Genomic DNA, 21,238 nt, shown 5'->3' with positions numbered 1-21,238 from the left:
GCACATTGAACCTTGCCCACATGATCCCGCTATCAGCGGTGTGGGCGGGTCCGGAACGGGATGACCATCTCGGTGCGCCCCCCTTGCTGTTTGGCAAGACCGAGGGAAGCACCCCGTTCCGGTTTTCCATCCATGTCGGCGACGTCGGCCACACGCTGGTCGTCGGCCCGACCGGCGCCGGCAAGTCGGTGCTGCTCGCGCTCATGGCGCTGCAGTTCCGCCGCTACCGCCAAGCACAGGTCTTTGCCTTCGACTTCGGCGGTTCGATCCGCGCCGCCGCCATCGCTATGGGCGGCGACTGGCACGATCTTGGCGGCGGGCTTACCGAAGGCTCGGCCGACAGCGTCTCGCTCCAGCCGCTCGCCCGCATCGACGAGACCCCGGAACGGGCATGGGCTGCCGATTGGATCATCGCAATCCTAGCACGAGAAAGCGTCGCGATCACACCGGACGTCAAGGAGCTGATCTGGACGGCGCTCACGTCGCTCGCCTCGGCGCCGGTCGCCGAGCGCACGATCACCGGGCTGGCGGTGCTGCTCCAGTCGAACGACCTGAAGCAGGCGCTCAGACCCTATTGCGTCGGCGGGCCTTATGGCCGGTTGCTCGACGCCGAGAGCGAACATCTCGGCAGCGCCACGGTGCAAGCGTTCGAGACCGAAGGCCTCATCGGGACCGATGCGGCCCCGGCGGTCCTCGCTTATCTCTTCCATCGCATCGAGGACCGGCTGAACGGCGAGCCGACGCTCATCATCGTCGACGAAGGCTGGCTCGCGCTCGACGATGAGGGCTTCGCCGGCCAGCTCCGCGAGTGGCTGAAAACGCTCAGAAAGAAGAACGCCAGCGTCGTTTTCGCCACGCAGTCGCTTTCCGACATCGACGGCTCGGCGATCGCGCCAGCCATCATCGAAAGCTGCCAGACCCGGCTGCTACTGCCGAACGAGCGCGCGATCGAACCGCAGATCACGGCGATATATCAGCGCTTCGGGCTCAATTCGCGCCAGATCGAGATCCTCGCGCGGGCGATGCCCAAGCGCGACTACTACTGCCAGTCCCGCCGAGGCAATCGCCTGTTCGAGCTGGGCCTGTCCGACGTCGCGCTGGCGCTCTGCGCCGCCTCGTCGAAGACCGACCAGGCCGCCATAGACCGCATCGTCACCGAGCATGGCCGCAAGGGATTCCTCGCCGCCTGGCTGCGGCTGCGCGGCGCGACATGGGCGGTCGACCTCATTCCCGACCTCACCAACCTGGAGAGCCTGCCATGAAACTGCGCATTCCCCGCGCGGCGATCACCGCCGCCGTCCTCGCCATCCCTTTGTCTGCGTCGCCGGTGCTAGTCGCGCCGGCCTCGGCGCAATGGATCGTCTACGACCCGACGAACTACGTTCAAAACGTCCTGACGGCGGCGCGTTCGCTGGAGCAGATCAACAACCAGATCACCTCGCTCCAGAACCAGGCCACCTCGCTGATCAACCAGGCCCGCAACCTCGCGAGCCTGCCGTTCTCCTCGCTGCAACAGCTCCAGCAATCGGTCCAGCGCACCCAACAGCTTCTGCAGCAGGCGCAGCGCATCGCCTACGATGTCCAGAACATCGATCAGGCGTTCCGCACCAATTACGGGGCCGGAAGCGCCTCGATGAGCGCGTCCAATCAGCAGCTCATCGCCCAGGCGAAAGAGCGCTGGAACAACACCGTTTCCGGCCTTCAGGACGCCATGCGCGTCCAGGCCGGCGTGGTCGGCAACATCGACACCAACCGCACCCAGATGTCGGCGCTGGTCGGCCAGAGCCAGGGCGCCACCGGCGCGCTGCAGGCCACCCAGGCGGGCAACCAGCTTCTCGCACTCCAGGCCCAGCAGCTCGCGGACCTGACCGCCGTCGTCTCGGCGAACGGCCGTTCCCAGGCGCTCGCCGAAGCCGAGCGGTCGGCGGCCGCCGAACAGGGCCGCGAGCAGCGCCGCCGTTTCCTGACGCCGGGCTCGGGCTACCAGCCCGGCAACGCGCAGATGTTCCAGAACGGCAACTGAGGGCGCGACGATGGACGGAAAGATCCTCGCGCGCATCGGCGCCATCTTCTTCGTGACCTTCGCCGTCACCGCCACCGCCATCGAACTCGCCCGCAAGGACGAGCCGCCGATCTACCGCAGCATCGCGGTGCCCGCGGAAGCGGCGGCCGATCCGCTGAAGGCAAAGCTGCGCCGCTGCCAGCGGCTCGGCGAGGCCGGCACCAGCGACAGCGAGTGCCTGCAGACCTGGGCGGAGAACCGCGACCGCTTCCTCACGCCGTCGCAGCCGGCGCCGCAGGCGCCCGGTCCGCAGGACATCCCGCAGAATCCGCCGGTCACGCGCGAGCCCATCGTCAAGGAGCCCGTGCCGGCCGTCGACTCCCACACGAACGAGGCGCGCTGAGATCATGGGCGGCACCGGCGTCATCGACCACTTCCTGGAAGTTTTCACCCGCTACATCGACGGCGGCTTCGGGCTTCTCTCCGGCGAAGTTGCGTTCATCGCCACGACGTTGATCGTGATCGACGTCACGCTCGCCGCGCTGTTCTGGAGCTGGGGCGCCGACGAAGACATCATGGCGCGCCTGGTGAAGAAGACGCTGTTCGTCGGCGTCTTTGCCTACCTCATCGGCAATTGGAACAACCTGGCCCGCATCATCTTCGAGAGCTTTGCTGGCCTCGGCCTGAAAGCCTCCGGCACCGGTTTCACCGTCGCCGACATGATGCGGCCCGGCCGCGTCGCCCAGACCGGCCTCGATGCCGGCCGGCCACTGCTCGATTCCATATCCGATCTCATGGGTTACTGGAGTTTCTTCGAGAACTTCATCCAGATCGCGGTGATGCTGCTCGCCTGGGCGCTGGTGCTGTTGGCCTTCTTCATTTTGGCCATCCAGCTCTTCGTGACGTTGATCGAATTCAAGCTCACCACGCTGGCGGGCTTCGTGCTCATCCCGTTCGGGCTGTTCGGCAAGAGCGCCTTCATGGCCGAGCGTGTGCTTGGCAACGTCATCTCCTCAGGTATCAAGGTGCTCGTCCTCGGCGTCATCATCGGCATCGGGTCGAGCCTGTTTTCCGAATTCACCGCCGGCTTCGGCGGGGCAACACCCACCATCGATCAGGCCATGGCCATCGTGCTCGCGGCGCTGACGCTGCTCGGTCTTGGCATCTTCGGTCCGGGCATCGCCAACGGTCTCGTCTCTGGCGGACCCCAGCTCGGCGCGGGCGCCGCCATCGGAACCGGCCTAGCCGCGGGCGGCATGGTCGCCGCAGGCGCCGCCACGGTTGGAGCGGTGGCGTCCGGAGGAGCCGCGCTGGCAGGAGGCGCGGCCGCCGCCGCTCGCGGGGGCGCCGCCCTCGCGGGCGGCGCTTCCACCGCCTACAGCCTGGGCGCCGCAGGGCAGTCGGGCGCCTCAGGTGTGGCCAGTGGCCTGGGCGGCGTCGCCCGGGCCGCCGGTTCCGCTGCAACATCGCCGCTCCGCCGCGCCGCTGAACGCTCGACCGAAAGCATGCGCTCCAGTTTCTCGGAGGGCGCCAAGTCCGCCTTCGAGGCGACCGGCGGCTCCTCGACCATGGGCACCATCGGCGGCGGCTCAGACGAGGCCGCGCCCGCCGCCGGCAATTCAAACACGCCGCCCGCCTGGGCCCAGCGCATGAAACGCTCCCAGCAGATGAGCCACGCCGTTTCCACCACCGTCCATGCCGTCCGCAGCGGCGACAGCCATGGCGGCGGCTCTTCCATCAACCTCTCTGAAAGCGACCGCTGATGTTCCGAAGACCCTCTACGCATTACGGAAAGGCTCCCGAGCCCGAGACCCCTTATCAGCGCGCCGCCCAGGTTTGGGACGACCGTATCGGCTCGGCCCGCGTCCAGGCGAGGAACTGGCGCTATATGGCCTTCGGATCGCTGTTCCTCAGCGCCGGCTTCGCCGCTGCGCTGGTCTGGCAGTCAGCTCGGGGAACCGTCGTGCCATGGGTGGTGCAGACAGACCGGCTCGGCCAGGCGCAAGCGATTGCGCCTGCGACCGCCGACTACCAGCCGACCGATCCGCAGATCGCCTTCCACCTGGCGCGCTTCATCGAGCAGGTCCGCTCGATCCCAGCCGACGCGATCATCGTCCGCCAGAACTGGCTACGCGCCTACGACTTCACGACAGATCGCGGCGCGGCCGCACTCAACGATTACGCGCGCTCGAACGATCCCTTCACCAAGGTCGGCCGCCAGCAGATCGCCGTCGATGTCTCGAGCGTCATCCGTGCGTCGCCGGACTCGTTCCGCGTCGCTTGGACGGAGCGCCGGTATGAGAACGGCCAGCTCGCCGACACCACGCGCTGGACCGCGATCCTCACGATCGTCGTCCAGATTCCCCGCAATGCCGACCGGCTGCGGGCCAATCCCTTGGGGATCTACGTCAACGCAATCTCATGGTCACGGGAGCTGGGGCAATGACAAAGCCGTATTTCCGTAAAGCCGGAAGGCCGGCTTTGCGCATTCAGACATTTGCGGCTTTGCTGCTGTCGGCGACGGCGCTCGCCGGCTGCGCCACCGCGACGCCGCCGCCGGAAATCAGCTACGACGACGCTCCGGCCGCCGTGCAGACCGTCGATCCTCCCGCGCCGGTCCGGGTCGTCGAGCTGCCGCGACCGCTGCCGCTGCCCGGTCAGATGAAGCCGGTCGAGGAATCGCGCCGCGCTCCGGAGCCGGCCGATCCCACCGCGCGCGTCAACCAGGCCAACGCCGCCGCCCGTATTCAGCCGGTGCGCGACGGCTTCATCAACTCGATGCAGGTCTATCCCTTCACGCAAGGGGCGCTCTATCAGGTCTACACCGCCGTCGGGCAGATCACCGACATTGCGCTCCAACCCGGCGAGCAGCTCGTCGGCTCAGGGCCGGTCGCGGCCGGCGATACGGTCCGCTGGATTATCGGCGACACGCAGAGCGGCGCCGGCGCGACGCTGCAGGTCCATATCCTCGTCAAGCCGACGCGCGCGGATCTGATGACCAACCTGGTCATCAACACCAATCTACGCACCTACCATATGGAGCTGCGCTCGACCGAGCGGACCTATATGGCCTCGGTCTCGTGGCAGTATCCGCAGGACCAGCTCATCGCGCTCCGCAGGCAGAATGCCGAGGCGCAGGCCACCCAGCCGGTGGCCACCGGCGTCGATCTCGCACGGCTGAACTTCCGCTACGAGGTGACCGGCGACCGTGCTGCATGGCGGCCGCTGCGGGCCTATGACGACGGCCGGCAAGTCTTCATCGAATTCCCACGCGGCGTCGGCCAGGGCGAGATGCCGCCGCTGTTCGTCGTCGGCCCGGAGGGCAAGACGTCGGAGCTGGTCAACTATCGCGTCCGCACCAACTACATGATCGTCGACCGGCTGTTCGCCGCCGCCGAGCTGCGGTTCGGCTCCGGCGACAATCAGAAGCGTGTCCGGATCACCCGCACCGACGGGAGGCCGGCGTCGTGAGCGAAGACCGGAACGAGGGAGAGGATGCGGCCGCGCCGCTGACCGGATCGGCGCCCGAAGCGGCAGCGCCGATGCGGCTGCGCGCGGATGCGCCGCGCGTGACGCGGCTGTCGCGCAAGGTGCTCGCCGGGCTCGGCCTGGTCGCCAGCCTCGGGATCGGCGGTGCGCTGGTCTATGCGCTCCAGACTCGCAACGGCGGCCGGGCGCCGGAGGAGCTTTATTCAACCGACAACCGCAACACGGCGGATGGCCTCCAGGGCCTGCCGCGCGACTATAGCAGCGTGCCGCAGCTCGGCCCGCCGCTGCCGGGCGACCTCGGCCGGCCGATCGTCAGCGCCCAGAACCGCGGCCAGCCCGTGCCCAATCCCGGCGTCGCCGCTCCGCAGCCCGGCCTCAGCGCCGAGGAGCAGCGCCGGCTCCAGGAGATCGAGACCGCCCGCACCAGCCGTCTGTTCGCGGCGGCGGAGGCGCGCAATGCCGCGCCGGTCACGGCGAACACGCCGAACCAGGCGCCACCGGACCTCGCCAGCCTCGGGCTCGCGCCGCCGCCGGCAACGCCGAGCGCCCAAGATCGGCAGCAGGCCTTTCTCAACGCGCCGGTCGACCGACGCACTGTTGCGGCCGACCGCATCGCCGCGCCGGCCTCTCCGAATATCCTTCAAGCCGGCGCCGTCATCTCGGCCGCTCTCATCACCGGCGTTCGATCGGACCTTCCGGGCCAGATCACCGCCCAGGTCACCGAGAACATTTATGACAGCCCGACAGGCCGGATCCTCCTGATCCCGCAGGGCACGCGCGTGATCGGCCAGTATGACAACAACGTCCAGTTCGGGCAGAGCCGCGTCCTGCTCGTGTGGAATCGGCTGATCTTTCCGAACGGCCGCAGCATCGTGCTGGAGCGCCAGCCCGGCGCCGACGCCGAGGGCTATGCCGGCCTGCAGGACGGCGTCGACTATCACTGGTGGGATCTCGCCAAGGCCGCCGGTCTCTCGACGCTCCTGAGCGTCGGCGCCGAACTGGCCACCAATGATGACGACCGGCTGATCCAGGCGATCCGCAACGGCGGCCAAGACACGATCAACGACGCAGGCCAGCAGATCATCCGGCGGCAGCTCAACATCGCCCCGACGCTCACCATCCGACCCGGATTCCCGGTCCGGGTGATCGTAACCCGTGATCTTATTCTCGAGCCCTACGGAGGCTGATGTGACCAAGTTGAAACTCGGCATGATAGCCGACGACAAGCCCGTGAAGGTGACGGCGGAATTACCGGCGACGGTCTATCGGGATCTTGTCGCTTACGCTGAGGTTCACGGCCGCGAGACCGGCCAGCCGGTCGCCGATCCAACACGTCTGATTGCGCCTATGATCGAACGCTTCATCGCGACCGATCGCGGCTTCGCCAAGGCACGTCGCGCGCGGCACGTTACTTCCTCTTGATCGTCGGCAGGGCCCAAGGGAGCCCCGGCGAACGATCATTCGGGTTCCTTATAGCCATATTCGGGAATGCCTTGCTCGCTTCCGTAGTAGCGATAGGGAAGAAACTTGCCCGACATTCCGATCTTCACTCGATCACCTTTTGGATTCGGCTCACGCTCGAACGTGATGTCGAAATCGATTGCGGACATAATGCCGTCGCCGAACTCGTCCTCGATGAGTGCCTTCCACGCGGGGCCGTTGACCATCACCATTTCATAGAAGCGATATATCAGGGGGTCCGTCGGCGGCATGGGCATGCCTCGATATGGCACCTCGTTCAGCATACGCTCTTCTGCCTCCGACAGGCCGAACAGCGCCGCAGCCTTCTTCGCGAGCGGTTTGATCAGCTTCATCTGCCCGAGCAAAGCGCCGATGATCAGCACCTCGGACACACCACCGATCTCTCCGGTGATGTGTTTCCACGACCAGCCTCGCTCGCGCTTGATGTCCAATATCTTTTCGGTCAGTTCCTCACGCCTCATCGATCCGTTCTCCTTCTTTGATGATCGCTAACGGGATGCGGTCCCGGCAATGCCGGGACCACAGGGACATGTGCGCAGGTGCGGGCGTCTCAGCCCTTCAGTTGTGAGACGGTTTCCGCGGTCGTCCAAAGGCCGTGCGCGAGGAACCGGAAATTCACCAGGGCGGCGAGGTAGCCGTCGCCCTCCGGAACGCGAGGGCCGGCTGTCGCATCGCGAACGACCACCACTTCGAAGCCCTGTTCGATCAGTTCCCGCAAATGCGCTTCAATGCACAGATTGGCGGCCATGCCGGCCAGGATGACTTGTGACACACCTTGTTTGCGCAGTTGGAGAATGAGGTCGTTCGTCTCGGGGCCGTAGACCTTGTGCGGCGAGGCAATGATGGTTTTGCCGTCGTGGATGTACTTTTTGTAGTCTTCGAGGAAATCCGCGCCCGATCCCTCGAATTCCTCCACGGTAAACTGGCCTTTGCGACCAAACATGTTGATCGCATGCATGGTCTTTTCCAGTGGACCGCCAAACTGCCAATGATGGTCACATGGATAGTAGAAGTGGGGCGAGATGGCGACGGTGATATCCGCTGCCTTCGCGGCTTCGAACAGTTGGCCGATGTGCGACACGGTGTTGTTCTCGACAACGCTCTCGCCGAAGAACGGCCAGCTCACACCGCTGGGATGTAAGAAGTCGTTCTGCGGATCGATCACCACGAGGGCAGCTCGCTTCAGGTCGAGCTGAAACGTGCTTTTTGGAAGCACCGGATTTTCGGGATCTGCGTAGAGTTCAGTCATGATCTTCTCCTTTCAGAAGAGGAAGGCGCCATCTGCTGGCGACGTATTAAAGTGACTGGTCGTCTATTAATACGACACGATTTTCACGCGAGGAGCCGAGGCAGGGCAACAGTGCCAAATCGCCTCAGAGCTCTTCCGCTTTGCTCGACCTTGGCCACCATCACCGCGCCCTCGAAGGCCTCGATGAGCGTCGCCGCAAGGTCCTGGGGTTCGCGCGCGAGGGGAAGCTCTCCCGCTTCGCTCGCGGCCGACAGGCACTTTGCAAGGGCGGCTGTCCAAGTCCTCAGGAGAGCTTTCAGCTTTGATCGTGCAATCGAGCTCTGCGCCGCAAGCTCAAGCGCGAGATTGCCGATCAGACAGCCAAACGTGAATTTCTGTCGCTCATGATACTCAATCAACTCCGAAAAGTGTCTCTCGACGCGCTTTAACGGGCTAACGAAATCGTCTTCCAGGATGGACACGTAATTGGATTCGATTGCGCGCCAGTATTCATCGAGTATCGCTGCCGCGAACGCATCCTTGCTTTCGAAGTAATTGTAAAACGATCCCTTCGGAACTCCGGCAGCGGCAGTAATATCCTGCACGCCACAGCCGTTGAAGCCAAGGCGATGGATGATTTCTGCGCCTTTTTCGATGAGGCGCGAACGAACTTCTGGATTCGGTGGACGTGGCATGACGTTAATAAATGACCAGTCATCTCGTTATGTCAACCGTTGAATGGCCTCTAGGACCGTTGAGGACCGCCGCTGGTGCGTTTTTGCGATCGATGCGCTAAGGTCCAGCAGACGCTTAAGCGCGGGATTGACGTTGTTTGTCGACCAAACAACGCTTGAGTTGAACACCTCGCCCCCTTCGGCAAGCGGAACGAAGATGACCGCGGGATAGGAGGCGCCCTGAGTGGAGGTCGCAGCCAAGGTCACGCCGAATCCCATGCCCACCATGTTGAGGAGGTTCTCGCGGCCAACCCGCTGCACCGAGATCCGCGGATGAAAACCCAAACCGGAAAGCTGCCGCACGATGATCGCCTCGACCTCAGGCCCGTGAACGTCCGCTGCGACAAGGAATGTCTCGTCGCGGAGATCCTCCCAATTGACGCCGACGCGTGCCGCCATGGAATGGTGCTTTGAAACTGCGACGTATAGAGGTTCACCCCAGAGATGCATCGCCTGGCAACCGGGAAGACGCGGCTCGCCGGGAATGAATGCCGCGTCGAGCCGACCGCTTAGCACGCCGGCGGCAGTCGCCTGCGCCGTCGCCTCTTCGATCTTTATATCGATGTTCGGAAACCGGAAATGGAACGCCTCGAGCACGTCGGCCAAGAAACCGCTGGCGAGCGAGGCCATCAGCCCGATTTTCAACTCCCCAATCTGGCCTCGTTTCTCCATGCTTAGGCTGCTGACAGCTTGGCGAATGTGTTCAGCGCCAAATGCAGCCTCCCGTATGAAGCGCTCGCCGGCTGGCGTCGGCCGCACTCCGCTCCTGCTGCGTTCGAAGAGCGGCACGCCCACCCTGCGTTCGAGCAACTGAATTCGACGGCTGACCGTCGACTGCGAGAGATTCATCGCATCGGCCGCACGGCGGAAACTTCCGTGTTCCGCAACCAGAATCGCGTAGCGGAGAAAGCGGAGGTCAAGAGCCAAGTCAGGCATGTCCCCCTCCGCCTGCCCGCCGATGCAGTGGCCGGCCGACGCTCAGCCGCGACCTGCGCAACAGGGAATGACTGCGCATTTCCGCCGCCGCGAACCGCGGGACGGCGCCAATTATGCGGCTACGATGCTCGTGGAGAAGCGACACTCGCATAGAGAAAACACTACTCAGAAAGATCAGGCCCGAACATCGCCCGCATCTGTGCCAAATAATGTTCCTCCGAGGTCATCCATCGCAATTGTGCGAACAACGCGGTATCGGGGCCCGCCGGAAAGCGCAGCCGATCGCCCTCCTCCGTCGCAGCAGCGAAAACAGCCTCGGAGACTTCGCTCACACTCGTGAACGCGGTTGGATAGTCTTGCAACTTGGCGAAATAGCGTTGCGCAAAGGCGTCGTATGGCGGTGGTGTCAGTCCCTCAATGCGATTGGCGCTGTTCGTTCTGAAATTGGTCGTTGGTGCAAGGCCTGGTTCTACGATCCGCGCCCGGATGCCAACCAGGCCCAATTCATACGAAAGCGCCTCAGTGAACCCTTCAACAGCACACTTGCTGGCCGTATACACGGCAACGAACGGCATCGGGGCGATCGCCGTGCTGGAGGTCACATTGATTATCACACCACCCGCATGCTGGCGCATATGCGGGATTGCCGCTCGGCAGACCGCCATCACCCCGAAAGTGTTTGTTTCAAACATCTCCCGAATTACGGTGTCAGGCGTAAACTCGAACGCGGAAAGCAAGCCGATGCCCGCGTTGTTGACCAGCACATCAATCCGTCCAAAGGCGGCGACGGCATCGGCGAGAGCCTTAGAAATGCTTTCAGCGCTGGTCACATCCAGCGGCAGGACTTTCAGCCGGTCCCCGGGCTTGTCGAACACGCTTTCGTCAGGCGCCCGCATTGTCGCAACGACGTTCCAACCTTGATCGAGAAAGAGCTGTGCGGTCGCCTTCCCATAGCCTGAGGAAGTTCCGGTAATCAGTATAATGTGGAGCTCCACATTAGACATATTCGCGTGGCGACAGGTCGATTTCGAGGTCTGCCCGCTCGTCGGGGCTGAGCTCCCCGAGGCGACGGTTGAGGATCGATTCCGCGGTCGTGACGAGCTGCAGCACCACCGATTTGCCATCGGCGAGGTGTTCCTCGACCGCGGCGATGACGGTCGGCATCTTCAGGCTGAGAAGGACCTGGCCGAAGAAGCGCTGCTTGGTCGACTCGAAGCGCGAGCGGGCGGACGCCTTGGCGCCGCTGTTGAGCGTCGCGTTCTCGAGGGAGTCGACGACGGCGGTCAGCTCCAGCGCCTGTTCCATGTTGCGGTGGATGATGCCCCAGGCATCCGCATAGGTGTCGTAGATCCTGATCTGGTCGGGTGTCAGCGCATGCTTGAGGATGTCGTACTCGACGCCGGCGAAGCTGAGCGCGCGCGCCATGTAGAGGCCGGTCGCCTTGAGGTCGCGAGCGACGAGCTCCATGGCGGCGATCCCGCCCTTGCGGATGCCGCTGATGAACTGCTCGCGGTCGGCGAAGGCGGTCTCCGGTCCCCAGAGGCCGAGCCGGACGGCGTAGGCGAGATTGTTGACGTCGGAGGCTCCGGTCGCCGAGGCGTAGAGCACGCGCGCGCCGGGCAGGTTATTCTGGAGCAGCACCCCGCAGATGCCCTGCTGGGAACCCTTTTTCGCGCCGAGAGCGCCCTCCCCGCCTGCGACGCCGCCCATTTCGTGTGCCTCGTCGAAGGCGATGACACCGTCGAAGTCTTCGCGTGCCCAATCGATGAGCTGCTTGAGCCGGGTGTGATCACCCCGAGCAGAGCGGAGCGCCGGATAGGTGACGAAGATCACGCCCTGGTCGAGCTTGACCACCTCGTCGATCTTCCAGCTGGTAAGGGGCTGGATGTCAGCCGTCATGCCGCCCAGCGCGGTCCAGTCCCGTCGGGCATCCTCGAGGAGGGGCTCGTTCTTGGTGATCCAGATGTGGCGGCGGCGGCCCTGCAGCCAGTTGTCGAGGATGCAGGCGGCGATCTGCCGGCCCTTCCCCGCCCCGGTCCCGTCGCCCAAGAAGAAACCCTTGCGATACTCGCGGCCGTCCTCGGACAGGTCCAGTCCGACGCCCTCCTTGCTCGGGCGGAACCGGCCCGGGATCATCTGGGTCCAAGCATCGCCGGCGTAGACGACTGTTTCGAGCTGCGAGGCCGACAGCAGACGCTCGGCAACCGTCCGCTCGGGCAAGCGCGGGACATGATGGGGGATTGGCGCGGGGATCGAGCCCATGGCCACGGACTCGACCAGTGCGGTCGGATGCTCGCCGGCGGTGGTGAACACGAGGCGGCTCGGCCGATAGGGCAGGTAGACGCCCGTCTGTCCGAGAAGCGGCGCCGGGGTTTCCAGCGGCGTGAAATCGACGGGGAGAACCTCGTTGCGGACGGGGGCATGATAGGCGCGCGGTTCGGCAGGGCGCGTGCTCTTCACGGCACGGAACAGTGAGGTCGTGCCGGTCTTCCGGACAGGAGCCATTGGCACGTCCGTTTTCGGCTTCAGCCGGTCGACGATCGTCACCGCGTCGAGGATCTCGGCGACCGACGAGCGCTGGATCGTCGAGGGGATCGTCGTGCCCGGTGCCTTGTCGATGACGTAGAGGCGGACCGCGATCGAGGTGCCGTGCTTCGTGTAGCACTTTTCGAGGCGGATCGAGGTTCGGACCGCGACATCGCGCAGCGTGGAGTCGAACAGGTCACGCAGACGCGCGCTGGGGCCGAACCAGTCGGGCATGATCGCGACAAGCCGTCCTCCGGTGCGCAGGCGGCGCAAGGCTGCCTGTAGGTGGCGCACGGCCGCGAAGTCGTCGGCGCCGCGGCCGAGCGAGCGCGAGAACGGCGGGTTCATCAGGACCAGCGTGGGACGCTCGGACGATGCCATCAGCGACGTCAGCGCTGCGCCGTCGTAGCCGGTGATCGGCGCGCCGGGAAAGCTGTGGGCGAGCCGTGCCCGTCGAGCCGGGTCGAGTTCGTTCAGCTGAAGCGTGACGTCCTGGCGCAGCTGCGCGACGAGCAGGCCGTTGCCGGCGCTGGGTTCGAGGACGACGTCGCCTTCCTGTGCGTTCGCCAGGAGCACGGCCAGAGCGGCGATGTCTGCCGGTGTCGAGAACTGCTGCCATTCGAGCTGCTCCTCGCTCCGGACAGTCTGGGTGGGTAGCGCCGCCATGAGCCGGATGGCGTGGGCAACATCGGGCAAGGCGTGGAGCGCGTGGGGGACCGTCCGCAGGTGGACGGCGAGCGCGTGCTCCAGCACCTCGAAGCTCTCGCGCTGGGTCCAGCATCCCTGCGCGTCGGTGCCGCCATAGGCCTTCGTCATGGCCTCATTGAGGGCGGCCCGCGTGATGCTGTCGCCGGCGCGGAGTCGATCCTGCAGCAGGAGCGCGGCGCTTCGGTCGGCGTTCTCGGCCGTCGAGAATAGGTCGGTCATGGGGGTCTCCTGGATCGGCCGCCCAAACGGCAGCATCATCCACTCGCCCCCCCTCCCCTTTCCTGCTCGCGATCGAGGACGATCGCCCAGTCCTTGATGCGCCCTGGTGGTGGCGCTCGCCGGATGTTGAGCCGGGGACGTGCATAGTGAGCCTCTGCGCGTACGGCAGCGGCTTCGCCCTCCGGATCGTTATCCTGTGCGAGTAGAAGATTGGCGAGCGCCGACGGCAGGCCGAGATGATCGAACCGTCGAGCGCCGAGGGTCGCCCAGCAGGGCACGCCATGCAGGATCGTGAAGGCCGCGGCCGTCTCGAACCCCTCCGCGATCGCGAGCGTGTCACCTTGCAGCGGTCGTCCCTGCCACGCCCCCTGCCCCGGTTGTCCAAGCATGACCTTGCACTCGTAGTCCGCGGTTGCCGGGTCGAGGAAGATGCGCTGGAAGGCGACGAGCCGATGTCCCTCCCTCACGCCGACCAATAGGGCGGGCTTGAAAACGGTACGTCCCTTGGGTCCGAGCGGGCATCGCGGATGGAAGCGGAGATCGGCCGGTCCTGCGACGATGTGGCGTCGCTGCAAGTAGCGCTCGCCGAGCGTCTGCATGACGTCGCGGGCCTGTTCCCAGAGACGTTCGACGTTCCCGGTTCCGCGGCGTATGTCGGCCTTCGGGGGCTCGAAACGCCTCGTCACCGGGATGCGACGAATCTCGCGCAGGACGTCCTCTGCCTCGCAGCCCGCAAAGCACGTCACGAGGATGCCGCGATCTCCCTGGCGTAGCGACAGGCTCGGGGTCCGATCGACGTGGGCTGGGCATCGGCATGTCGCAACATAGCCGTGCCAAACTCCACCGAGCGAGCCGACGATGTCGACGAGTTCCTGGCTTGGTTTCAATGCGGTATAGGGCATCTTTTCTGCTCCTTCGCTATTCTGCACCCCCTCCCCTCGCTCCGGCCAGTGGTAGACTATGGTACCAAGAGAAGGCCTAAGCATCGCAGCTGAACCGCTCGGAATGCTCGGCATGCCCGAGCGGTGCATAGCGGTGGCTACCATATTCTAGCGTAGCGCTGCCATGCGGTGGCTGGGGTGGCATAGCCCTGCGTAGCATTTAGTACGCCTTAGTAGCGTATCCTATCCATGCCCTGCCATGTATAGCGTTGCCAAGCGATGTGTGGTCTGGCATGGCGTAGTCAGGGCGGGCAATCTCCCCGCCTGTCGTGTGAAGGCTGCGCCAGTGTAGCGCAGCGATGACGAGGAAGGCTGGAGCATGCCAGTAATCAGCTTTGCAAGCCCCAAGGGCGGGGTAGGTAAGAGCACGTCGGCGTTGGTGCTCGCCAGCGGTCTCAGCCAAGCCGGGGCCTCGGTGACTGTCATCGACGGCGACCCGAACCGAACGCTTGAGACGTGGGCGAGCGAGACGTCTGATCCTGGATTCGAGTGCCGGACACTCCCGTCAGACAACGCGATCATCGACGAGATCGAGGAGGCGGCAGCCTCCAGCCAGTTCGTCATCGTCGATCTGGAAGGAACCGCGAACTTGGCCATGTCTCGCGCGATTTCGCGGACCGACTTGGTCATCATCCCGCTGCAGGCGTCGCCGGTCGACGCACGACAGGCGAGCCGGGCGATCAAGCTGGTGGTGGATGAGGGGAGGGCGCTTCGCCGCGAGATCCCGTATCGCATGCTGTTTACGCGCGTGAACCCTGCGATCGCGACGCGCGACGAGAAGGAAATCAGGTCGCAGTTTCGGGGCGCGGGTATCCCGACCTTCGAGACCGCTCTGAACGATCGCGCGGGGTTTCGCGCGATGTTCACACACTACCGCTCGCTCTGGAGCCTCGGCGACGATCAGGCGACCGGGCTGGACAAGGCGCGCATCAATGCCACCGCCTTCGTGCAGGAGGTCGTGACGGAAATCAGACGGCAGAACGCTGTCGTGGAGCAGACGGCATGAGCAACGGCATCAAACTTGGGCTGGACGATCTCTCGGACATCCGGCCGAACACCCGGGCTGAACGCAGCCGAACGGATCAGCGCCGAGACGCGGCTGCGGTAGATGACATCGGGCGCGAACACGGGTTCTCCAAGCCGTCCGCGCCTGCGGCATTGCCGCGCCGGCAGAAGTCGGCTTATGCGGGCGAGCAGCTCCACCAGGTCAGCGTCAAAGGCCCGGTGAGCGTGATGGGGCGCTTCGTCGAATACTGCGACCGGGAGCGGCTGCCTTACTGGCAGGCCATCGAGAAGCTGATGGACCTGGCTGAGGGAGAGGAACGCTAGGCGGCGGGCAGCGACGCCACCACTTCGCCGATCAGGTAGAAGGCGTCCGGAAGTGCGAAGAAGGCGTCGACGCGCGCGTTCTCGTCATCGGGTGCCTCTGTGCTTCCGAGCAAGGCTGACCAGCGATCGTCCACGAACCCCAGCAGCGCCGCCCATGCGGAGCCGTGGTCCGGGTGGACCGACAGTTCGTCTTTGTCGCCGAAGGTGATCATCAAGAGGTGTAGCGACATCGCAAGCTCCTGCGAGCTGCGCCGGGACCGGAGCCTCGGCGGGTGAGGGCAGGGGCCGCGGGACGCAACTCCCGCTTGCCCGATCCTCTCGATCCCTCTCACCTCTTTTATGATTCTGCGCTCAGCGCAGAAGAACCGATGCTACTTGCGAATAGTTGCGCGGATGTATCCGGTCCCGCGTCTCAAAACGGTTCAAGTCGACCGTCTCGTCCCCGAAGCGAGCGGCAACCGAGCTGACAGTATAAGCCTGGGGTCTTGCATAAGGCAGCAGCCAAATGACTCGGCGAAAGCAGAGGCTGGTGCGGATCTTCGTGAGTTTGGTCGCGAGGGCGGCGCCGGCCGGGTCGTTTGATCCCATGGCGAAAACACAGGCGCCATAGTCTTTGCCCGTTTTCCTCCAGGTGAGGATCTGCGCCGCTGTAGCACGCTCGACGGCCTGCACGTCGCATTGCTGGGCATAGCGCCGGTTGATCGCCTGACCGGCACCGACGCCGGTGCTGTCGCCCAAGATAAGGCACTCGAACATAGGAGGCTCCCGCTCGCCTAGATTGTACGACGGGATGGTGCGTCAGGCCAAGCGAAGAACGGCGTCAGCTGAGCGCCTCCTGCAGCTCGGAAAGGTCGGCGTCGATGATGGCGTAGAGATCGTCGCTGTTGTTGCGGAAGAACTGGTCCGCGCGCGCCTCGGGCTCGATAGGGGAGGGGGCTCGGCCGAACCGGCGTTCCCAGCGTCGGTCTACGAACTCCATCAGCTGCCGCCACGCCTGCGCTTCGGTCGCGTGGAGCGTGACCTTCCGAACGCCCTCGAAGATGATGACGAGGACGACGACGCCGGGGTTCATCAACAAACCGCCTCGGCAGCTCGGCGTGCGGACGTGGGTCGGCGATCCGATCGGCAGGACGTGCGAAGCCGTTTATCGACCATTAGCTTGCGGTATGCGAGGAACTTGCGTCACTTTCGTTGCGGTGGGGGGTTAAGCATATCCTCACCATGCTGTTGTAAACAGATAGGGTCCGTTCGGAACCGGCCAAGGGTCGGAGACATTAATCACCCGAGGCGGGCTACGAGGCTGATCATGGCGCACCTGACCCAAGTCGAGTTGATCAACTGGATAGCACTCTACACCGCCACGGGGCTGTGCTGCGCGATCGCGATGGTCCTCTCCGTCTCGGTCGCCGGAATCCGTCTGTATCGCGAGCGGTCCTGGGAGGAGATGCGGTCCGTGCGTGGCGCCGTGCTGTTCCTGCCGAAGACCTGGTGGCGCTGGCAGAAGCTCTACCTTCTGTCGACCCCTGTGACGCTCGGGATCGTGGTCTCGTTCGGCATGAGCCTGAGCTGGAACTGAGCCTCAGAGATCGAGAGCACTCGCGATCAGATCGCCCACGCGGTCCTTCTCGACATCCGTGGGCTCGATCGTCAGGAGTGGTCCAAGGAGCCGCATACGCGGATGCGTCGTCGCCTTGGACGTCAGGTAGTCGTCGTCGCTGAAGCCCATCGCTTCGACCACGAGCTGTTTGATCTCGCCAGTCAGGCGCGAGCGTGCCTCGAGGAGGAAGTCGGGTCGGCATGAGCCCTGGGTCGTGAGGCGGTCAAAGACGGGCTTCTCGATCGCGAGATCCACTCCCCCGGCGTCCAGTAGCCGGCGGGCCTTGAACAGCTCGCGAAGGACCGACCGTTCGAACTCGGAGTCGACCGGGATGAAGCGCTGACCGGAGAAGATTGGTTGAGCGTAGGCGCGAAGCGGTGCGTAGCCGTGCGCCTCGGGATACTCGCCCGCGACGATCATCACCAAGAACGGCCCCTTGATGAGGTTGCCGCGCACGGAGGGCGACTGCACGCGGTTGGCGACGTGGATCGCCTCGGCCCCGGGGACGTCGACGACGTGGCCCCGGACGTGTGGCGAGAACAGCGCCATGAAGCCCTGTGGCGCGTGTCCGCTCGGCCACGATTTCGCGAGCTGGCGCAGCATGGCGTAGGCTCTACGGCTGTGAAGCGCATTTGCGTGGGTCCAGAACGCTCGGCCGAGCTCGATGCCCGGCGCGATCTCGATCTTGGTCGAGGCTCTGCCGAGCGCCTCGAACTCCAGCTTGATCGAGGCGGTTTCGTATTCGTGCGCGACGGGGGCCACCTTGTTGGTGCCGGCAGCGTCGATCAGGCGCCACAGGAGCCGCGCTAGGCGCGGAACGGAGGCATGGCGGGTGCGATCGTCGCTGGCATCTTCCTCGGGCCTCTGCGCCAGTTTCTCCGGGGCTGGGCGCAGCACCTCGAAATAGCCGGTGGGTGGATCAGCAGGCGTCTCGCGAGAGCGGATCTCGGTGATGCGGTGCGTGACCTGGTCGCGGAAGAAGGGGCAGTCCTCGCGGTGCTCCGGCCGCTTGGTGCTCGTCAATCTCCGCAGATAGGGGTCGGTACACAGAACGGACCCAGATATACGCTAAGGTTTTGCCGTGCCTTCGACGGCGCGCATCTGGCGAAGCGGTCTGAGCGCGGTGGATGGCGCATCGGGATCGGTCCAGAGGTAATCGCCGGTGAGATTGATATGCTGCCAACCGAGCGGTGATAGGTGTTGCAGCAGGTCCGGCGGGACCGGCCGGCCGAGGTTGGCGAGATGCATCCGGGCGGCTTGCAGGTAGGTCGTGTTCCACAGGACGATGGCACCGGCGACGAGGTTCAGCGCGCTCGCCCGATGGCTTTGGGCTTGCAGCGCATGATCGCGGATACGGCCGATGCGATGGAAGAAGATGGCGCGTTTCAGGGCATTTTCCGCTTCTCCCTTGTTGAGTTCGCGGGTGGCGCGGCGACGCTGTTCGGGCTGCTCGATCCAGTCGAGCGTGAACAGGGTACGCTCGACGCGACCGATCTCGCGCAACGCCAGTGCCAGGCCGTTGGCGCGTGGATAGGAGCCGAGCCGTTCCAGCATGATCGAGGCGCTGACGACGCCTGTGCGGATCGAGGTTCCCAGTCGCAGCACGTCGTCCCAGTGTGCCTCGATCAGACCTTCGTCGATGCGGCCCGCGACCAGCGGCGCAATATCGGGGCCGGGTTCGATGCCGTTAAACAGGTGCAAACGGCGTGCGGCGATATTCGGGATACGCGGCGCGAACCGGAACCCAAGCAGATGACATAGCGCGAACACATGGTCGGAGACGCCCCCGCCATCGACGTGATGCTCTTCGATGTGCAGATCGGCGCCGTGGTGGAGCAGCCCGTCGAGCACCTGTGCCGCCTCGCTCGCCGAAGCGGAGATAACTGTGGAATGGAACGGCGCGTAGCGATCCGAGACGTGGCTGTAAAAGGAGACAGCCGGCTCTGTCCCCTTGTGCGGATTGACTGCGCCGGTTGCCTGGGCGCGGCGGTCGAGCGGAAAGTTCTGACCGTCTGAGCTGGACGAGGTGCCGGACCCGAACAGCGCGGCCAGCGGCGCGGTGTGTTGGGCGTCGACAAGCCGGGCGAGCGCGCGACCGTAGGTTTCCTCGCGCAGATGCCACGAGGCGAGCCAACCGAGTTGGCGCTGGGTCACGAGATTGCAGGCTTCCGCCATGCGCGTATGGCCCAGATTGGTGGCATCGGCGAGCACCGCCGTGAGGATCGCACGTGGTTCATCCGCGGCACGGCCACTTTGCAGATGCGTGAAGCACTGGCTGAACCCGGTCCATCGATCGACTTCGGCAAGAAGGTCGGTGATGCGGATCGCGGGCAGATGCGCATAGAGCGGCGCAAGGGCGGTATCGGATTCCTCGGGAGTAATCGCCTTCAAGGGCGAAATCCGCAGCCTGCCCAAGCTGAGCTGCACGTCTTCCAGCGCGTCCGTCTCCGCCTTTCGCTCGACCTCGGCCAATCGACGGGCGAGGCGGGCGCGTCGTTCGGCCAGCCAGATATCGGCCGTATCCGGTGCCGGTATCGGCAAGGGGCCGGCCGCGCGCATGTTGGCGAATACGGGGGCAGGAATGAGTTGCTGCTCGACAGCACGATAGCGTCGGCTTCCCTCGACCCACATGTCGCCGGCGCGAAGCCGGTCGCGAAGCTCGACCAGCACGCACAATTCATAGATCCTGCGATCGGGAATGCCGGTGCCGATCGCCCGACGCCAAGCTTGCCGGATGAAGCCGACTGGCGTGCCTGCAGGCAATTTGCGCAGATGACCAAAATGAAGGTCGCGCATGATCGCGACCGCTCGCGCGAGCGCATGGCAGGCTGGCACCGCCCCGAATGTGAACGAGGCGATGAACGAGGGACCGACCTGTCGGAGGACGGGGTAATTGGTCGCGGCGACCGCGACGGGATCGACCGAATCGGGGCGGATCAGCTTGCGGGCTTCATCGACCTCGCGGCCGAGATCATTCCATCCGATCGCTGCCTCGACCGCAGCGCCGATATCGCCACCTGATATCTTGGCGGCGAGCAAGGCAGCGCCGAGTTGGGCAAGCAGCCGGATTTTGCCGTTGATGGTGCGCCGGTTGCGCTTGAGTGTCGTGTCCGCGCTGTTCTGTTCGCGCCGGAACATCTGCCCAAGCAGGCGATCGAACATCAGCACCGCATCGTCGGTGAGGGTAACGATGGTTTCGAGGATGGTCGCCACCAATGTGGCGCGACGCCGCGTCGCTTGCAGCGTCCGAACATGTTGCGCGGTCAGCCGCACGCCTTCCTGGCACAGGCGTCGGAGGCGCTCGGGATGGACGCCTACGGCGATATCCGGATCGATCCCGATGGCCCGAAGCAGTGTCAGTCGCTCGATGATGGCGGCGAATGTCTTTCGGCCGGGCTTGCCGGGTGACTGCCGCACCCAGGCCAGATCGCTCAAGTTCGTGCCTGTGTGGGGCAGGAGAAGCGCATCGAGCAGCCGGCGCTGTCGAGCATCGAGTCCTCGGGTCAGATGCTCGGCGACATGGCGTTCGGCATCGAGCAACGCCTGTGCGACCATCCGCTCGACCGAACTGATGCCCGGCACAATGATGCGCCGTCGCCGGCACTCATCCAGCATCACGCGCGCCAGCCTAGCCCCGCTGGTCGTCGTCAGCGCGATCGGCAGGAGCCATTCCTGCAACGTCGTTCGCAGCGGCCGACTGAGCGGCATGAAGCCGAATGCATCGCGCAGTGCATCGAGCTGTTCGTACCGGGTCGGGCCGCGCGTCGCGTAGTCGGCCAGCACCTCGGGTCCGACCTGCAATTGCTCTGCGACGAACGCGAGCGGCGTATCAGGGATCAGTTCACCGGGTCGCAGGAAACGGCCAGGATAGCGCAGCGCGCAAAGCTGGATCGCGAAACCCAGCCGGTTATGCGGTCGCCTCCGGCGGACGATGATGGCCAAGTCGTCCCGGCTCAATGTCCAGTGCTGGACGAGCAGGGTTTCGTCGTCGGGAAGCGCGAGCAACGCCGCGCGTTGCTCGTCCGACAGGACGGCGCGACGCGGCAT

22 protein-coding genes and 1 pseudogene are annotated in these 21,238 nt (G+C 64.9%); 11 read left to right on the top strand and 12 right to left on the bottom strand.

Annotated elements, in window-relative coordinates:
- The 8 genes from AX681_RS05780 to AX681_RS05745 form a co-directional block, all read left to right on the top strand.
- Window positions 1-1,262 (top strand): TraG/VirB4 family ATPase (locus AX681_RS05780; protein WP_443026337.1); only part of this gene is annotated, 1,262 nt, incomplete at its 5' end.
- Window positions 1,259-2,023, top strand: a complete 765-nt coding sequence (trbJ, locus tag AX681_RS05775) for a P-type conjugative transfer protein TrbJ (RefSeq protein WP_054362438.1) — start codon at window positions 1,259-1,261, stop codon at window positions 2,021-2,023. The genes AX681_RS05780 and trbJ, both read left to right, overlap by 4 nt.
- A 10-nt stretch (window positions 2,024-2,033) precedes the next feature.
- On the top strand, window positions 2,034-2,405 hold the full coding sequence (gene trbK-alt, locus AX681_RS05770) for a putative entry exclusion protein TrbK-alt (protein ID WP_054362437.1): 372 nt from the start codon (window positions 2,034-2,036) through the stop codon (window positions 2,403-2,405).
- Window positions 2,406-2,409: 4 nt separating this feature from the next.
- Window positions 2,410-3,765 carry a P-type conjugative transfer protein TrbL gene (trbL, locus tag AX681_RS05765; protein ID WP_054362436.1) on the top strand — a complete coding sequence of 452 codons (1,356 nt, stop codon included), beginning with the start codon at window positions 2,410-2,412 and terminating at the stop codon, window positions 3,763-3,765.
- Window positions 3,765-4,448, top strand: coding sequence for a conjugal transfer protein TrbF (gene trbF / locus AX681_RS05760; protein WP_054362435.1), 684 nt, complete (start codon window positions 3,765-3,767; stop codon window positions 4,446-4,448). The genes trbL and trbF overlap by 1 nt, the downstream gene beginning before the upstream one ends.
- On the top strand, window positions 4,445-5,473 hold the full coding sequence (gene trbG, locus AX681_RS05755) for a P-type conjugative transfer protein TrbG (RefSeq protein WP_196490233.1): 1,029 nt from the start codon (window positions 4,445-4,447) through the stop codon (window positions 5,471-5,473). Before trbF ends, trbG begins: the two co-directional genes overlap by 4 nt.
- A 71-nt stretch (window positions 5,474-5,544) precedes the next feature.
- A complete protein-coding gene (locus AX681_RS05750; RefSeq protein ID WP_196490234.1) occupies window positions 5,545-6,678 on the top strand; it encodes a TrbI/VirB10 family protein in 1,134 nt (377 codons plus the stop codon).
- Between the two features lies 1 nt (window position 6,679).
- Window positions 6,680-6,913, top strand: coding sequence for a DUF2274 domain-containing protein (locus AX681_RS05745; protein WP_054362432.1), 234 nt, complete (start codon window positions 6,680-6,682; stop codon window positions 6,911-6,913).
- A gap of 35 nt (window positions 6,914-6,948) precedes the next feature.
- Here AX681_RS05745 and cynS read toward each other — a convergent pair whose 3' ends face one another.
- The 7 genes from cynS to AX681_RS05710 form a co-directional block, all read right to left on the bottom strand.
- The gene (gene cynS, locus AX681_RS05740; RefSeq protein WP_054362431.1) at window positions 6,949-7,434 is read right to left on the bottom strand and encodes a cyanase; all 486 of its coding nucleotides are present in this window, start codon (window positions 7,432-7,434) and stop codon (window positions 6,949-6,951) included.
- Between the two features lie 89 nt (window positions 7,435-7,523).
- Entirely contained in the window at window positions 7,524-8,222 is a 699-nt protein-coding gene (locus AX681_RS05735) for a cysteine hydrolase family protein (protein ID WP_054362430.1), read from the bottom strand.
- An 83-nt stretch (window positions 8,223-8,305) separates the two neighbouring features.
- On the bottom strand, window positions 8,306-8,896 hold the full coding sequence (locus tag AX681_RS05730; protein WP_054362429.1) for a TetR/AcrR family transcriptional regulator: 591 nt from the start codon (window positions 8,894-8,896) through the stop codon (window positions 8,306-8,308).
- Window positions 8,897-8,923: 27 nt separating this feature from the next.
- On the bottom strand, window positions 8,924-9,871 hold the full coding sequence (locus tag AX681_RS05725; RefSeq protein WP_054362428.1) for a LysR family transcriptional regulator: 948 nt from the start codon (window positions 9,869-9,871) through the stop codon (window positions 8,924-8,926).
- Window positions 9,872-10,032: 161 nt separating this feature from the next.
- On the bottom strand, window positions 10,033-10,875 hold the full coding sequence (locus AX681_RS05720) for an SDR family oxidoreductase (RefSeq protein WP_054362427.1): 843 nt from the start codon (window positions 10,873-10,875) through the stop codon (window positions 10,033-10,035).
- Complete coding sequence (locus AX681_RS05715; RefSeq protein ID WP_058803406.1) at window positions 10,868-13,324, bottom strand: strawberry notch-like NTP hydrolase domain-containing protein; 2,457 nt, start codon at window positions 13,322-13,324, stop codon at window positions 10,868-10,870. Before AX681_RS05715 ends, AX681_RS05720 begins: the two co-directional genes overlap by 8 nt.
- Window positions 13,325-13,359: 35 nt before the next feature.
- Window positions 13,360-14,226, bottom strand: coding sequence for a DUF7146 domain-containing protein (locus AX681_RS05710; RefSeq protein ID WP_066659803.1), 867 nt, complete (start codon window positions 14,224-14,226; stop codon window positions 13,360-13,362).
- Window positions 14,227-14,584: 358 nt separating this feature from the next.
- Here AX681_RS05710 and AX681_RS05705 point away from each other — a divergent pair, with 358 nt between their 5' ends.
- Window positions 14,585-15,271, top strand: a complete 687-nt coding sequence (locus AX681_RS05705) for a ParA family protein (protein ID WP_054362425.1) — start codon at window positions 14,585-14,587, stop codon at window positions 15,269-15,271.
- Window positions 15,268-15,594 carry a hypothetical protein gene (locus AX681_RS05700; protein WP_054362424.1) on the top strand — a complete coding sequence of 109 codons (327 nt, stop codon included), beginning with the start codon at window positions 15,268-15,270 and terminating at the stop codon, window positions 15,592-15,594. The genes AX681_RS05705 and AX681_RS05700 overlap by 4 nt, the downstream gene beginning before the upstream one ends.
- Here the strand turns inward: AX681_RS05700 and AX681_RS05695 are convergent.
- From AX681_RS05695 to AX681_RS05685, 3 genes are all read right to left on the bottom strand, one after another.
- The gene (locus tag AX681_RS05695) at window positions 15,591-15,824 is read right to left on the bottom strand and encodes a hypothetical protein (protein WP_054362423.1); all 234 of its coding nucleotides are present in this window, start codon (window positions 15,822-15,824) and stop codon (window positions 15,591-15,593) included. The two genes, AX681_RS05700 and AX681_RS05695, sit on opposite strands and share 4 nt — an antisense overlap.
- Before the next feature lie 121 nt (window positions 15,825-15,945).
- Window positions 15,946-16,350 carry a hypothetical protein gene (locus AX681_RS05690; RefSeq protein ID WP_054362422.1) on the bottom strand — a complete coding sequence of 135 codons (405 nt, stop codon included), beginning with the start codon at window positions 16,348-16,350 and terminating at the stop codon, window positions 15,946-15,948.
- A gap of 64 nt (window positions 16,351-16,414) precedes the next feature.
- Entirely contained in the window at window positions 16,415-16,666 is a 252-nt protein-coding gene (locus AX681_RS05685; protein ID WP_058539788.1) for a hypothetical protein, read from the bottom strand.
- A gap of 234 nt (window positions 16,667-16,900) precedes the next feature.
- Here AX681_RS05685 and AX681_RS05680 point away from each other — a divergent pair, with 234 nt between their 5' ends.
- Window positions 16,901-17,170 (top strand): hypothetical protein, encoded by a 270-nt coding sequence (locus tag AX681_RS05680; RefSeq protein ID WP_054362420.1) that lies wholly within the window; start codon window positions 16,901-16,903, stop codon window positions 17,168-17,170.
- 3 nt (window positions 17,171-17,173) lie between these two features.
- Here the strand turns inward: AX681_RS05680 and AX681_RS05675 are convergent.
- Both AX681_RS05675 and AX681_RS05670 read right to left on the bottom strand, forming a co-directional pair.
- Window positions 17,174-18,226 (bottom strand): annotated as a pseudogene (locus AX681_RS05675) (hypothetical protein); the annotation flags it as partial.
- 33 nt (window positions 18,227-18,259) lie between these two features.
- Window positions 18,260-21,238 (bottom strand): Tn3-like element ISMpo10 family transposase, encoded by a 2,979-nt coding sequence (locus AX681_RS05670; RefSeq protein WP_012449407.1) that lies wholly within the window; start codon window positions 21,236-21,238, stop codon window positions 18,260-18,262.

Source organism: Sphingomonas sp. CCH9-E2 (genome assembly GCF_001557215.1).
In the GTDB taxonomy this organism is placed as follows: Bacteria; Pseudomonadota; Alphaproteobacteria; order Sphingomonadales; family Sphingomonadaceae; genus Sphingomonas.
Note: the sequence above shows the minus strand (reverse complement) of the source record. Positions and strands in the feature narration are given on the sequence as shown.